10 protein-coding genes are annotated in these 13,007 nt (G+C 72.7%); 4 read left to right on the plus strand and 6 right to left on the minus strand.

Annotated elements, in window-relative coordinates; all coding sequences use genetic code 11:
* Window positions 1–81: 81 nt before the first annotated feature.
* Complete coding sequence (locus tag Q7F20_RS14955; RefSeq protein ID WP_305740863.1) at window positions 82–1,524, minus strand: DHA2 family efflux MFS transporter permease subunit; 1,443 nt, start codon at window positions 1,522–1,524, stop codon at window positions 82–84.
* Between the two features lie 78 nt (window positions 1,525–1,602).
* Between Q7F20_RS14955 and Q7F20_RS14960 the strand changes: the two genes are divergently transcribed.
* On the plus strand, window positions 1,603–2,229 hold the full coding sequence (locus Q7F20_RS14960) for a TetR/AcrR family transcriptional regulator (protein ID WP_305740864.1): 627 nt from the start codon (window positions 1,603–1,605) through the stop codon (window positions 2,227–2,229).
* Here Q7F20_RS14960 and Q7F20_RS14965 read toward each other — a convergent pair.
* Window positions 2,226–3,191, minus strand: a complete 966-nt coding sequence (locus Q7F20_RS14965) for an NAD(P)H-quinone oxidoreductase (protein WP_305740865.1) — start codon at window positions 3,189–3,191, stop codon at window positions 2,226–2,228. The genes Q7F20_RS14960 and Q7F20_RS14965 overlap by 4 nt on opposite strands.
* A gap of 136 nt (window positions 3,192–3,327) precedes the next feature.
* Here Q7F20_RS14965 and Q7F20_RS14970 point away from each other — a divergent pair, with 136 nt between their 5' ends.
* Window positions 3,328–3,798 (plus strand): hypothetical protein, encoded by a 471-nt coding sequence (locus Q7F20_RS14970; protein WP_305740866.1) that lies wholly within the window; start codon window positions 3,328–3,330, stop codon window positions 3,796–3,798.
* 101 nt (window positions 3,799–3,899) lie between these two features.
* Here the strand turns inward: Q7F20_RS14970 and Q7F20_RS14975 are convergent, their stop codons facing one another.
* The 4 genes from Q7F20_RS14975 to Q7F20_RS14990 form a co-directional block, all read right to left on the minus strand.
* Window positions 3,900–4,778, minus strand: coding sequence for an aldo/keto reductase (locus Q7F20_RS14975; protein WP_305740867.1), 879 nt, complete (start codon window positions 4,776–4,778; stop codon window positions 3,900–3,902).
* Between the two features lie 320 nt (window positions 4,779–5,098).
* Complete coding sequence (locus Q7F20_RS14980; RefSeq protein WP_305740868.1) at window positions 5,099–6,358, minus strand: FAD-dependent oxidoreductase; 1,260 nt, start codon at window positions 6,356–6,358, stop codon at window positions 5,099–5,101.
* Window positions 6,359–6,655: 297 nt separating this feature from the next.
* A complete protein-coding gene (locus tag Q7F20_RS14985; RefSeq protein ID WP_305740869.1) occupies window positions 6,656–7,126 on the minus strand; it encodes a DUF6264 family protein in 471 nt (156 codons plus the stop codon).
* A gap of 10 nt (window positions 7,127–7,136) precedes the next feature.
* Window positions 7,137–8,027 carry a CoA ester lyase gene (locus tag Q7F20_RS14990; RefSeq protein WP_305740870.1) on the minus strand — a complete coding sequence of 297 codons (891 nt, stop codon included), beginning with the start codon at window positions 8,025–8,027 and terminating at the stop codon, window positions 7,137–7,139.
* A 268-nt stretch (window positions 8,028–8,295) separates the two neighbouring features.
* Here Q7F20_RS14990 and Q7F20_RS14995 point away from each other — a divergent pair, with 268 nt between their 5' ends.
* Both Q7F20_RS14995 and Q7F20_RS15000 read left to right on the plus strand, forming a co-directional pair.
* Window positions 8,296–12,018 carry an AAA family ATPase gene (locus Q7F20_RS14995; protein ID WP_370871702.1) on the plus strand — a complete coding sequence of 1,241 codons (3,723 nt, stop codon included), beginning with the start codon at window positions 8,296–8,298 and terminating at the stop codon, window positions 12,016–12,018.
* 309 nt (window positions 12,019–12,327) lie between these two features.
* Window positions 12,328–12,915, plus strand: a complete 588-nt coding sequence (locus Q7F20_RS15000; protein ID WP_305740872.1) for a CDP-alcohol phosphatidyltransferase family protein — start codon at window positions 12,328–12,330, stop codon at window positions 12,913–12,915.
* The last annotated feature ends 92 nt before the right edge of the window (window positions 12,916–13,007 follow it).

Below are 13,007 nucleotides of genomic sequence, written 5' to 3' on the forward strand. Positions count from 1 at the left end.
CATCGCGCCCCGGTGAGTCGGGGCGCGATGCCTGTTGCGGGGCGCGATCCGGACCGCCGGCGCAGCCGGGCCGGCGACCGCCTACGCGACGGGGGCCGGCGAGGCGGGGGTGATCGGCGCCTCCAGGCCGTCGTCGGCGACCGTCTCCGGGGCGTGCGCAGACCGTCCCGCCGGCAGGAACACGGCCACGACCGCGCTCACCGCGACCACTGCCGCTCCGACCAGCACCGCGGGCTGCGCCGCGTCGACGTACCCGGTGGGGGTGAGCTCGCCGCCCGCCCCCGTGAAGACGGCGGTGAGGACGGCGATCCCGAGTGCGACACCGATCTCGCGCAGCGTCGAGTTCGCGCCGGAGGCCTTCGCGTGGTCGTGCTGCGGCATCCGTGCCAGCACCGCCGTCGAGATCGGACCGAACACCGCGCCCATCCCGATGCCCGCCAGCAGGAAGCCCGGCAGCAGGGTCGTGAAGGTGACGTCGGCGGCCATCGTCCCCGCGATCCAGAACAGCCCGGCGGAGAGGAACACCATGCCGCCCGTGATGAGCGCCCGCGTCCCGACCCGGGGTGCGACGATGCCCGCGAGCGGGGCGACGACCATCGGCGCGAGGGTCCAGGGCATCGTCCAGACACCGGCCTCGAGCGGGGTGCGGCCCTGCACGACCTGCAGGAACTGGATGAGGATGAACACCGCGCCGAACGCCCCGAACGAGAACGTCATCGCGACGATGTTGGCGAGGGTGAAGCTCCGGTCGCGGAAGAACCGCAGGGGCAGGAGCGGTGCCGCGGTGCGGGCCTGCCAGAGCACGAACGCGACCAGCAGGACGCCGCCGCCGATCAACCCGGTGAGCACCTCGCCGCTGGTCCAGCCGGCGTCGTTGCCGCGCACGACCCCGAAGACGACGCCGAGCACACCGAGGCCGGCGAGCAGGACGCCCACGACGTCGGCTCGGACGCGGGCACCACGGGTGTTCGGCAGGGCGAACAGCGCGAGCGGGATCGCGACGACCCCGACGGGGACGTTGAGCCAGAAGATCGCCTCCCAGCTCCACCCCTCGACGACGGCGCCGCCGATGAGCGGGCCGAGGGCGACGCCGAGGCCGGAGATCCCGCCCCAGACGCCGATGCCCACGGTGCGGAGCCGGTCCGGGACGCTCCCGACGAGCAGCGTCAGGGACAGGGGCATGATCGCGGCCGCCCCGGCGCCCTCGACGGCACGCCACACGATGAGCGAGGTCGGGTCGGTGCTCAGCGCGGCGAAGGCGGAGGAGACGGTGAACACGGCGATGCCGACGACGAAGAGGTGCCGGCGGCCGAGCCGGTCGCCCAGGCCGACCGCGAGCAGCATCAGCGCGGCGAACGCGAGCGTGTAGGCGTTGGTGATCCACTGCAGTTCCTCGACGGAGGCGCCGAGGTCGGCGTGCACGGCGGGCAGCGCGCTCGTCACCACGAGGTTGTCGAGCGTCGCCATGAACATCGGGAGGGAGGCGGCTGCGATGGCGAGCCAGACGGGGATCCGTCGTTCCATGAGAGGTGTCCGTTCGATTGGTAATCGGATGATTACTTACAGCGGTGACTGTAGTAATCGACTGATAACCTGTCAACCATGACTCCGGGAAGCACTCCACCGGCCACCGCGCGGATGCCCGCGGCCGAGCGCCGGGCGATGATCCTCGAGGCGGCGCGCGGGCTCTTCGGCAGCCAGGGCTACAACGGCACGACGACCGACCAGATCGCTGCCGCCGCCGGCATCAGCCAGCCGTACGTCGTGCGGATGTTCGGCTCGAAGGAGGCCCTCTTCCTCGAGGTGTTCCGCGACACCCTCGACATCCTGCTCGACGCCTGGCGCGAGACCCTCGCGCACCTCGGGCCCGACGACACCGCCGCGCACGTCATCGGCGAGCAGTTCGTCGACCTCGCGGCGCAGCGCGGGCTGCACACGCTCCTGCTGCAGGGCTTCGTCTCCGGGGCCGAACCGGCGATCGGGGCCGCGGCCCGGGCCGGGTTCCTCGAGATCTACCGGTTCCTGCGCGACGAGGCCGGGATCGCCGACGACCAGGTCCAGGGGTTCCTCGGCAGCGGGATGATCTTCGCGATCATGCTGGCGATCGACATGCCCTCGCGGTTCGACGACGACCCGGACGCTGCCGACCTGCTCCGTGCGACGTTCGGGGCGAAGTGCGGGCAGGTGCTCGACCTCGTCCGGGCGCAGCACGCCGCCGACGCGGTCTAGGGCGTCAGCAGGACCTTCCCGACGACCTCGCCCTCCCGGACCCTCCGGTGCGCCTCGGCGGCCTCGGCGAGCGGCAGAACCGAGTCGATCACCGGGCGCACGCGGCCGTCCGCCACGAACGGCCAGACGTTGTACCGGACGGCCTCGACGATCGCGGCCTTCTCGTCGAGCGGCCGGGCACGCAGCGTCGTCGCACTGATCGTCGCCCGCTTCCGCATCATCGCGCCGAGGTCGAGCTCCCCGGTGCGGCCGCTCCCCGAAGCGATCACCGCGACGTGCCCGTTCGGCGCGAGGACCTCGAGGTTCCGCGACAGGTAGTCCGGTCCGACGACGTCGAGGACCACGTCCACGCCACGGCCCCCGGTGAACTCGAGCGCCCGCGCCACGAAGTCCTCCGAGCGGTGGTCCACCACGAGGTCCGCGCCGAGCTCCCGGGAGGCTCGGACCTTCCGATCGCCCCCGGACGTCGCGATCACCGTCGCACCGAGCGCCTTCGCCCAGAGCACCGCGTGGGACCCCATGCCGCCGGTGCCACCGTGCACGAGCAGGGTCTGGCCGGGACGGAGCCCGGCGAGCATGCCGACGTTCGAGTACACCGTGCAGGCGGCTTCCGGCAGCCCCGCCGCCTCGACGAGGTCGATCCCGTCCGGCACCGGCAGTACCTGGGTCGACGGGGCCACGACGAGTGACGCGTAGCCGCCGCCGGACAGGAGCGCGCAGACCCGGTCACCGACGGCGAACCCCTCGCCGCCGTCGCCGAGGGCGCGGACCGTGCCGGAGACCTCGAGGCCGAGGACGTCCGAGGCGCCCGGAGGCGGCGGGTAGTTGCCCGCGGCCTGCTGCAGGTCGGCGTTGTTCACCCCGGCGGCGGCGACCTGGATGAGGACCTCGCCGGCGCCGGGGACCGGATCGGGGAGGTCGTGCAGGTCGAGGGTGCCGTTGTCGGAGGTGATCGCTCGCATGCCCTCGACGCTACCCACGGTCGGGACCGTCTGGCTCCGGGGACGCGGTCCGCCTGTGGATCTCCCATGTAGCCTCGATGCGGATCCGCACCCCGTCCCGGGGTCGCGGGCACGACTCTCGGGGGGACCCATCACCATGCGCAAGCAGCTCGTCTCGCTCACCACGGCAGCCATCGCCGTCGCACTCCTCGCCGGCTGCTCCGCCGGCGGCTCCGGCTCGGGGTCCGGCGCCACCACGGCGGCGAAGTCGACGCCGACGCCGACCCAGACCAAGGCCGAGGCCTGCAAGCTCTTCACGAACGAGGTCACCGACGCCACCAAGGGCATGCAGATGCAGCTGAGCGAGCTGCAGAGCGACCCGGACGCCGCGATGGCGAAGCTCGACGAGTTCGACGCCACGCTGCAGGACAGCGCCGACAAGGTGACGAACACCGAGGTGAAGCCGAAGACCGACGCGTTCGCCAGCGCCTTCTCGGACTTCGTCGGCATGACGAAGGACCTCGCGGCGTCGAAGGACCCGTCGGCGCTGTCCAGCTCCGGCTTCACCGAGGGCCTCCAGAAGCTGGAGACCACGGGCAAGGACTTCCAGGACGTCTGCCAGTCCTGACGCGAGCGGACGCGTCGGGACCCACACCGGTCCCGACGCGAGCGGACGCGAGATCGCGAGCCGCGCCTCCAGGGCATCCCAGGAGGCGCGGCTCGCGTCGTCTACGCAGCCGCCGGTCGCGACGCGTCCAGACGGGCGACGTCCTCCGGACGGAGCTTGACGGTCGCGGCCGTCACCGAGTCGAGGATCGACTGCGGGCGCGAGGCGCCCGGGATCGGGATGACGACGTCGCTCTTCTGCAGCTCCCACGCCAGCGCGACGACCTGGGGGCTGACGCCGCGGTCGCGGGCGATGTACGCGAAGTCCTCGTACGCGGTGCCGAGGTCGGCGGCGTTCGCGATCCCGCCGAGCGGGCTCCACGGCAGGAAGGCGATGCCGAGCTCGTCGCACAGCGCGAGCTCTGGCTCGCTCGAGCGGAACTTGGGCGAGAACTGGTTCTGCACCGAGGCGAGCCGACCGTCGAGGACCTCGTTCGCCGTCCGGATCTGGTCGGGGTCGGCGTTCGAGATGCCGGCCATCCGGATGACGCCCTCGTCGAGCAGCTCGGCGAGTGCGCCGATCGACTCCGCGTAGGGCACGGCGGGGTCCGGGCGGTGGAACTGGTAGAGGCCGACGGCGTCCACCCCGAGGCGCTTCGCGGACGCCTTGGCCGCTTCCTTGAGGTACTCCGGGCGGCCGTTCTGCGCCCAGGCGCCCGGCTCCGGCCGGCGGTGCCCGCCCTTCGTGGCGATGAGGACGTCCGAGGTGTCGCCGTGGAACTCCCGCACGGCCTTCGCGATGAGCGACTCGTTGTGCCCCACCTCGTCGTGGGCGGCCAGGTGGTAGGCGTCGGCGGTGTCGATGAGGGTCACGCCCGCCTCGAGCGCGGCGTGGATCGTCGCGATGGACTGCCGCTCGTCCGGGCGCCCCTCGATGGACATGGGCATCCCGCCCAGTCCGATGGCACTGACCGACACGTCTCCGATGACTCGTTGCTTCATGCCCCCAGCATGCGCCGGGACCGGGGGCCGACGTCCAGGCGGGTCGCGTCCAGGGCACGGGCGTCGCCTCGGACAGTGGTCGCGTCGGCACCTGGTTGCGTCTGGTGCGTCGGCGTCTGGCGCGTCTGGTGCGTCGGCAACTGGTTGCGTCTGCAACGAGCGACGAGGCCGATGTCGTGCGACGTCGACGATGTCGCCCCTGCGCGTCGGCGACTGGTTGCGTCTGCAACGAGCGACGAGGCCGATGTCGTGCGACGTCGACGATGTCGTTCGGCATCGGTCCCCGCCCCGCCCCACCCCACCCCACCCCGGGGGTCCGCTCACGCCGCCGTCCGACGCGCCCACTCGGGGGCGTGCTCCGGGAGCGGGCCGAACGCGATCCCGCGCGCGTAGAGGCCACGCACGGGCGGCACGAACCGGGCGAGCAGCACGGGGAGCAGCGGCGGCCCGGCCTGCAGTGCCCCCGCGAACGCCCGCTCGAACACGACGCAGTGCAGGAACGCCTGGGCGGTCTGGACCACGACGGCCGGCGGGGTACGACGGCGCTGCACCGCGGCGAGGGCGCCGTCGAGGTCCGCACCGCCCAGACCCCGTCCGAGCGCCGGAGCCAGGATCGCGGCCGTCGCGACCGCGTCCTGCACGGCGAGGTTGATGCCGACGCCGCCCGCCGGGGACATGGCGTGTGCGGCGTCGCCGATGCAGAGCAGACCCGGGCGCCACCACCGGGTGAGCCGGTCCATCCGGACGTCGAGCACGTGCACGTCGTCCATCGACGCGATCGTGTGCACGCGGCCCGCGAAGTCCGGACGGAGCCGGGCGACCCGGGCGCGGAACGACTCGACCCCGGCAGCGCGGAGGGAGGCGTCGGACCCCTTCGGCGCGAAGTACGCGACCTGGTGGTAGTCCGGACGCGGGAAGCTGAGCAGGACGTCGGTGCCGGAGAACGCCGGGACGAGGGCGGTCGCCGGGTCGTCGGGTTCGCGGGGGAGCCGGAACCACCACGTGTCGAACGGCACCGGGAACGACCGTGGGTGGAGGCCGGCGGCAGCGCGCAGCACCGAGTCGCGGCCGTCGCAGGCGATGACCACGTCGGCGCGGAGCTCCTCCGCCTCGCCGTCAAGATCGCGGTACGGCCGCAGGTGGACGCCGGTCACGACGCCGTTCTCCTCGGTGTTGTCGGTCGCTGCGAGGCCCGTCGTGATGTCGAACGAGGGCTCCTCGCGGGCGGCGGTCACGAGCAGGTCGAGCAGGTCCCACTGCGGCACCATCGCCACGTGGTCGTACGGGGGACGCAGGCGCGAGAAGTCGCCCAGGAGCGCACGCGACCCGTCCGGGAGCGGGAGCGAGAAGTCGTCGAGTCGCGACTGCGGGAGCGCGGCGAACCGGCCGCCGAGCCCGAGTTCGTCGAGCAGCCGGATCGTCGAGGCGTGCACGGTGTCGCCGCGGAAGTCGCGGTTGAAGTCGTCGTGCTTCTCGACGACCCGGACGTCGATGCCGGCCCGGGCGAGCAGGAGGCCGAGGACGACCCCGGCGGGGCCGCCGCCGACCACCGCGACCGTCGTCCGCGAGACCGTCACCATGACCGGGACGCTACGCCGGTGCGGACGGGAGGGACGGTGCGGGGCCGCACCGCGCCTCCTGTCCGGCGTGGGACCGGTCCACGGCCGCCGGCGCGAGTCGGTCCGTGGTTGCGAGCGACGACGCCGATGTCGTACGACGACCACGATGTCGTCGGGCCGCGCGCGCAACTGTTGCGGACGCGGGTGGGCGACATCCTCGATGTCGTACGACGTCGGGGATGTCGCACCGAGTCGGAGCGCCGCACCCGCCGCACCCGCCGCACCCGCCGCATCCCGCCGCCGGCGCGGGCCCCGCGGTCAGGCCGCGGCGGACACCGACGGCGCCGCAGACCCGCCGTCCGCCGCGCCCGCGAACACCACACCGCCCCACGTGATCACCACGATCGCGAGCACGAAACCGATCGCCGCGATCCACCACGACGACCGACGGCGGATCCACGCACCGATGGACAGGACGATCGTGGCGACGCCGATCACGAACGCGCCACCGATCGCGATCGCCGTGCCGCCGATGTAGCCGCCCGGGGTGCACCCGGTGGCGGCGTCGCACGTGGCCGTCGCCGAGATGACGGCGATGATCCCGACCACCGCGGTGACGACCGTCATCACGGCACCGAACGCCAGGAGCAGCACGGTCGAGATCCGGTCGGCGAGCCTGCCCGGCGGGAAGAGCGTCGTGCCGCCCTGCTCCCACGTGGCCCGCTGGGCACCGGTGGGATCGGACGGCGAGGACTGCGGCGGACCGCCGGGCACGTTGGACCAGGTCATGGGTGCAGTCCTACCGCGCCTCGACGCCGAACGCCTGTGCGAGGCGCTGGATCTTCTGCGCGCGCCCGAGTCGGGGCAGGTCGGAGCCGTCGCGGATGACCTTGCCGCGGGCCTCGAAGTCGTCGAGGAAGTCCTGCGCCCAGGCGACGTCGGTCGGCGTGGGGGAGATGACCTCGTTGATAACGGGCAGCTGCTCGGTGTCGAGGCACAGCTTGCCGGTGAGCCCGAGCGAGACCGCGACCTGGGACTGTTCGCGGAGGATCGGGTGCGACGACCCGACCGTCGGGCCGTCGATCGGTCCGGGCAGGTCGCCGACGCGGGACGCCACGACGAGCTTCGACCGCGGGTACGCCATCGCGAGGGTGTCCGCGCTCGTCCCGGTGTCACGGCGGTAGTCACCCGAGCCGAAGGCCAGCCGGAACGCCCCCTGCGCCTTCGCGATGGAGACCGACTCCTCGATGCCCAGCGCGGACTCGACCAGGGCGATCACCGGAGTCTGCCCGCCGAGCCGGTGCCACGTGTCGGTGACCTGCGCCGGGGACTCGGTCTTCGCGAGCATGACGCCCTGCAGTCCGGGGAGTCCGCGGAGCTCCTCGACGTCGTCCGCCCAGAAGTCCGTCGTCACGTCGTTGATCCGCACCCAGGCCTCGCCGCCGCCGGCCAACCACGCGGCGACGCCCTGCCGGGCCGACGGCTTGGCGGCGGGGTCCACCGCGTCCTCGATGTCCAGGATGATCTGGTCCGCACGGGAGCGTTGCGACTTCTCGAACCGATCGGTCGCGGTGCCGGAGACGAGGAGCCACGAGCGGGAGATCTCGGCGGGGACCGATCGACGCCGGTTCGGCGCGGAGGAGGACTCCGGCGCGGGGGTGGGAGGAGCAGTGCGGTCGTCGATGGCCATGCCCCGTTGGTACCACACCGGCGCGCCCGGTCGCGCGTCGGCGGGGTCCGGAAAGTCCGAAACCTCGGTTCATTGCCAGAGAGCCGGCCCGCTTCCGCCTACAGTGTCGGATGTGTGGCGAGCGGACAGGGTGACCGACGGCGAGGACGACGTGAACGACGACGTCCCCGTCGAGGGTGCCGACGCGCCCGCGGACGGGCGCGACGCACAGCACCGTGACGCACAGCACGGGGAGCAGGACCAGCGGGGGCAGCAGGAAGAGACCGCCGTGACGGACGAACCCGACCGCACCCTGCGCCCGGAACTGCAGCTCACGAGTCCGCAGGCGATCAGCCTGGGTGATCCGCGCCTCCAGGCCGGCAACGCCGCCGAACCCGTCTGGGACGTCTGGCGCACGCAGTTGACCGGCGTCGGCGGCACGAGCCCCCTCACGCACTTCGCCGACCACCCCCGTGCCCGCATCGAACTCTCGACGACGCACCCGGGCGGCCTCGCGCAGTTCATCACGGGCAAGACGACGCTGCTGTCGAGCCTGATCCGTGACGAGGTGGCGCTCCGTGCCGCCCGCATCGCAGCCGGTCACGTCGAGGCCAAGGGCACCGAGCTGTCCACCGTGCGGGGCATCGACGCCGTCAAGCTCGGCATCGGCATGGCCGACTGGCAGCACGGCGACGAGCACTTCCGCGGCCCGGTGCTCCTGCGCCCGCTCGCGATCCGCCGACACGGCCGCGACTTCGAGGTCCGCCTGCTCGGCGAACCCGTCCTCAACCCCGGCCTCGCCGACGCGTTGCACGAGCAGTTCGGCGTCATCCTCGACGCCCAGTCGTTCGTCGCGCTCGCGCAGCAGGACGGCTCGTTCACGCCGAACCCGGTGATCGACCGGCTCCGCGGACTCACCGCGCACATCCCGGGCTTCTCCGTGCACGCGCGCCTCGTCGTGTCCACCTTCGCCGAGGTCGCGACCGGCATGGCCCTGGACACCGAGGACCTGTCCCACCCCGTACTCGACGCCCTCGCCGGCAACCCGAGCGCCAAGTGGCAGGTCGAGCAGTCCTACCACCCGGTCGAGCAGACCCCGTCGGACGAGCGCGCGCCCGAGACCGACACGCTCCTGCTCGACGCCGACGACGAGCAGGAGAACGTGATCGCGCAGATCACGGCCGGCAACTCGATCGTCGTCAAGACCCTCCCGGGGACGGGTGGCACGCAGACGATCGTCAACGCGCTCGGCGGCCTCGTCGCGGCGAACAAGCGCGTCCTCGTGGTGAGTCCGCGCCGTGCGACCCTGCGCGGCATCGCGGCGCGCTTCTCCGAGGTGCAGCTCCCCGGCGTCGCCGTCACCCCGGGCACCCTGCGCCGCGACGTCGTCCGTGCGATCGCCCGCAACGAGAAGGCGGCGCGTCCGAACCTGCGCGAGGTCGACGACGCCCTCGTCCGGCTCCGCAAGGTGCTGAAGGACTACCGCGGCTCGCTGACCCGCGTCGACCCGGACTTCCGGGTGTCGGTGCTCGACTGCCTCGTCGAGTTGTCGCGCCTGTCGCTGCTGCCGGTCCCGCCGTCGACGACCGCACGGCTCTCGAAGACGAGCGTGACGAGCATGGTCGAGGGGCGCTCCCGCGTCGCCGAGACGATGGTCAGCGCGGCGAACCTCGGCGAGTTCCGCTACGGCCCGGACGACTCGCCCTGGTACGGCGCGAAGTTCGGATCGAGCGACGGCGCCCAGCGCGCCCACCGCATCGCGAAGGACCTCGACGCCGACGGCCTGCCGACCCTGCTCCGCCGTGCACACGACCTCATCGCGACGACGCACATGCGGCAGTTCACGACGATCAACGAGCTCGGCATCTACCTGCGCCTGCTCACCGAGATCCGTGACACGCTCGACCGCTTCCTGCCCGTCGTCTTCGACCGGTCCGTGGCCGAGCTCGTGGCAGCCACCGCCCCGCGGGGCGAGGGTGCGCCGATGTCGAGCACGAACCGGCGCCGGCTGAAGAAGCTCGCCCGCGAGTACGTCCGGCCCGGCGTGCACGTCTCCGACCTGCACGAGGCGCTGACCCGTGTGCAGCAGCAGCGCGTCCTCTGGCAGCGCTACGTCGCCGCCGGCGTGAACCCCGAGGTCCCCACCGGCATCGCGGACGTCCAGGTCCTGTTCTCGAACGTCGTCGAGGACCTCGCCCGGCTCGACGAGCCGCTGGGGCGCACCGCGCGCGAGACTCAGCTGGCGAACGTGCCGATCGACGAGCTCGTCCCGACGATCGCCCGCCTGGCGGAGGAGTCCGACGTCCTGCACAACCTGCAGGAGCGCACCGAGCTCATGCAGACCCTGCGCGACCTGCAGCTCGAACCGCTCATCACGGACCTGGCGAACCGGCACGTGCCGGACACGCACGTCCCCGCCGAGCTCGAGCTCGCGTGGTGGCAGTCCGCCCTCGAGACGATGCTCGAGTCCGACCGGGCCCTGCTCGGCGCGAACACCGACATGCTCGACCGGGTCGAGGCGGACTTCCGGCTCGTCGACGACGCGCACGCGGCCGGGGTCTCCCAGGGCCTGGCGTGGCAGCTCGCCGAGAACTGGAAGGTCGGGCTCGTCGACTGGCCGGACGAGGCCGCCGCGCTGAAGACCCAGCTGAAGGACGGCGCGATCACCTCGCGGCTGCTGCAGGACTCGGCACCGCACCTGTCCCGGTCGATCGCGCCCGTGTGGCTCGCGAGCCCGTACGAGGTGTCGCAGATCGCCGACACGATGCCCTTCGACACCGTCATCCTCGTCGACGCGGGTGCCGTGACCATCGCCGAGACCGTCGGGGCCGTCCGGCGTGCCCGGCAGACGGTCGTGTTCGGCGACCCGGTCACGCAGACCCCGTCGCCGTTCCGGATCGCGGTCGACCCGGCGCACCGTGCACTGCAGGTCGACGAGGGCACCCTCGACGCCTTCCACGCCGACTCCGCGCTCGCGAAGCTCTCCACGCTGCTGCCGACCCTGTCGCTCACGCGCTCGTACCGCGCCGGCGGCGAGGACCTCGCCGAGCTCGTGAACCGTCGCTTCTACGGCGGGCGCATCGAGTCGCTGCCGTGGGCCGGTTCGTTCCTCGGGCACGGGTCGATCGCGCTCGACTACGTCAGCGACGGCAAGGCCGTGCCGGACCCCGAGTCGGGAGCGGTCGAGAGCGTCGACGCCGAGGTGGACCGCGTCGTCCGGCTCGTCATCGACCACGCCCGCACGCGTCCGACCGAGTCGCTCATGGTCATCACCGCGTCGGCGAAGCACGCCGTCCGCGTCGAGCAGGCCGTCCTCACCGCTGCCCAGGGACACAAGGACCTGACCGAGTTCGTCATCGGCGACCGTGCCGAGCCGTTCATCGTCGCGACGCTCGAGCAGTCCGTGGCCCAGAGCCGCGACCGTGTCGTGTTCTCGATCGGGTACGGCCGGACGCCGCACGGCCGGGTCCTGCGCGACTTCGGCCCGCTCGGCAAGCCCGGCGGGGAGCGCCTGCTCGCCGTCGCGATGACCCGTGCTCGTCGCTCGATGGTCATCGTCACCTGCTTCCAGCCGTCCGACATCGAGGCCGAGCGGATGGGCCACGGCACCGTCGCCCTCGCCGAGATCCTCGCCGAGGTCCGCGCGCGCACCACGGCCGAGTACGTCCCGGACGACTCCGACCCGCTGCTCGTCGACCTCGCCCGGCGGCTCGAGATGCGCGGCATCCCGGTCGCGCTCGGCCACCGGGGCAAGCTCGGCCTGGTCGCAGCGCACGGCGGGGTCTGCGTCACGATCGAGACCGACGCCACGCTCGTGAAGGGGTCGCTCCGCGAGTCCCTGAGGCTCCGGCCCGAGGTGCTCCGGCGACTCGGCTGGCACTACGTGCGCGTGCACGCGTTCCAGCTCTTCTCCGACCCGGACCGCGTCGCGAACACCGTCGCCGCGGTGCTCGGCGTCGACCGCGGCGTCACCCAGGAGATCTCCATCCCCCCGATCCCCGCACGCCGGTGAGCGCGTCCCGGCGCGCGTCGCGCGCTGCCGGACCGGTGACCCCGGAGACGGACCAGCTGGTGGGCACCTGGTCGCGAGCCGACGACGCGTCGTCAGCCGCGCCTCCCGTCCACCCGTCGGATCCGGAACGTGCGTCGGCGGAGCGTCCAGGAGGCACGGCCCGCCCCCGCAGGCGCGTCACCACCCAGCCGGTGCCGGGCTACGACCCGGCCGCGCCGCCGGAACCGGCCCGCCACCGCGACGGGGAGAACGACGACCAGCTCCGGCGGGACGTCCCGCCGCACTGGTGAGCAGGTAGCCTGTCCTCCGATGACTGACACCGTGCGGGAGCGCCCCGACTGGCAGACCTGGCCGAACCTGATCTCGCTGTTCCGCCTCCTGCTGATCCCGGTGTTCGTCTGGCTCGTCGTCGCCGGACACCCGGGCTGGGCGCTCGTCGCACTCGTGGTCATCGGCGTGAGCGACTGGGCGGACGGCTTCATCGCGCGTCGGTTCGACCAGGGCTCGAAGCTCGGCAAGGCGATCGACCCCGTCGCGGACCGACTGGCGATCATCGCGATCGTGTTGTCGCTCGTCCTCACCGGACTGCTGCCGTGGTGGGTCGTCGCCGTCGTGGTGCTCGTCGACCTCGTGCTCGCCGTGCTCTCGAGCGTGCTCTTCCACGGCAACCCGGACCTCGACGTGACCTGGACCGGCAAGATCCGCTCGGCGCTGCTCTTCGTCGGGCTGCCGGTGCTGTTGTTCTCCGCCGTGCACACCGTCGACGAGAACGCGCCGTGGGTCCGCGTCGTCGCCCTCGTGTTCGTGTACCTCGGTACCGTCGGCCACGTGCTGGCGGGCATCCAGTACGCGATCGCGATGGTCGCGAAGCGGCGCGCGATGCCCGTCGCGCGCTGACGCGGGCGGTCGCGGTCCGCGGCGGGCCGTGGCGGCTCGGTGCGCGGTCTCGGGGCGGCGGTCGAGCGTTCCCGCGCGGGATCTGCGCCCCC

Origin of the sequence: Curtobacterium sp. A7_M15 (assembly GCF_030705415.1) — a bacterium.
In the GTDB taxonomy this organism is placed as follows: Bacteria; Actinomycetota; Actinomycetes; order Actinomycetales; family Microbacteriaceae; genus Curtobacterium.

Bases quoted from the DNA above. Each gene is read 5' to 3' on its own strand.
- Q7F20_RS14955 (WP_305740863.1), bottom strand. From the start codon at position 1,524: ATGGAACGACGGATCCCCGTCTGGCTCGCCATCGCAGCCGCCTCCCTC.
- Q7F20_RS14960 (WP_305740864.1), top strand. From the start codon at position 1,603: ATGACTCCGGGAAGCACTCCACCGGCCACCGCGCGGATGCCCGCGGCC.
- Q7F20_RS14965 (WP_305740865.1), bottom strand. From the start codon at position 3,191: ATGCGAGCGATCACCTCCGACAACGGCACCCTCGACCTGCACGACCTC.
- Q7F20_RS14970 (WP_305740866.1), top strand. From the start codon at position 3,328: ATGCGCAAGCAGCTCGTCTCGCTCACCACGGCAGCCATCGCCGTCGCA.
- Q7F20_RS14975 (WP_305740867.1), bottom strand. From the start codon at position 4,778: ATGAAGCAACGAGTCATCGGAGACGTGTCGGTCAGTGCCATCGGACTG.
- Q7F20_RS14980 (WP_305740868.1), bottom strand. From the start codon at position 6,358: ATGGTGACGGTCTCGCGGACGACGGTCGCGGTGGTCGGCGGCGGCCCC.
- Q7F20_RS14985 (WP_305740869.1), bottom strand. From the start codon at position 7,126: ATGACCTGGTCCAACGTGCCCGGCGGTCCGCCGCAGTCCTCGCCGTCC.
- Q7F20_RS14990 (WP_305740870.1), bottom strand. From the start codon at position 8,027: ATGGCCATCGACGACCGCACTGCTCCTCCCACCCCCGCGCCGGAGTCC.
- Q7F20_RS15000 (WP_305740872.1), top strand. From the start codon at position 12,328: ATGACTGACACCGTGCGGGAGCGCCCCGACTGGCAGACCTGGCCGAAC.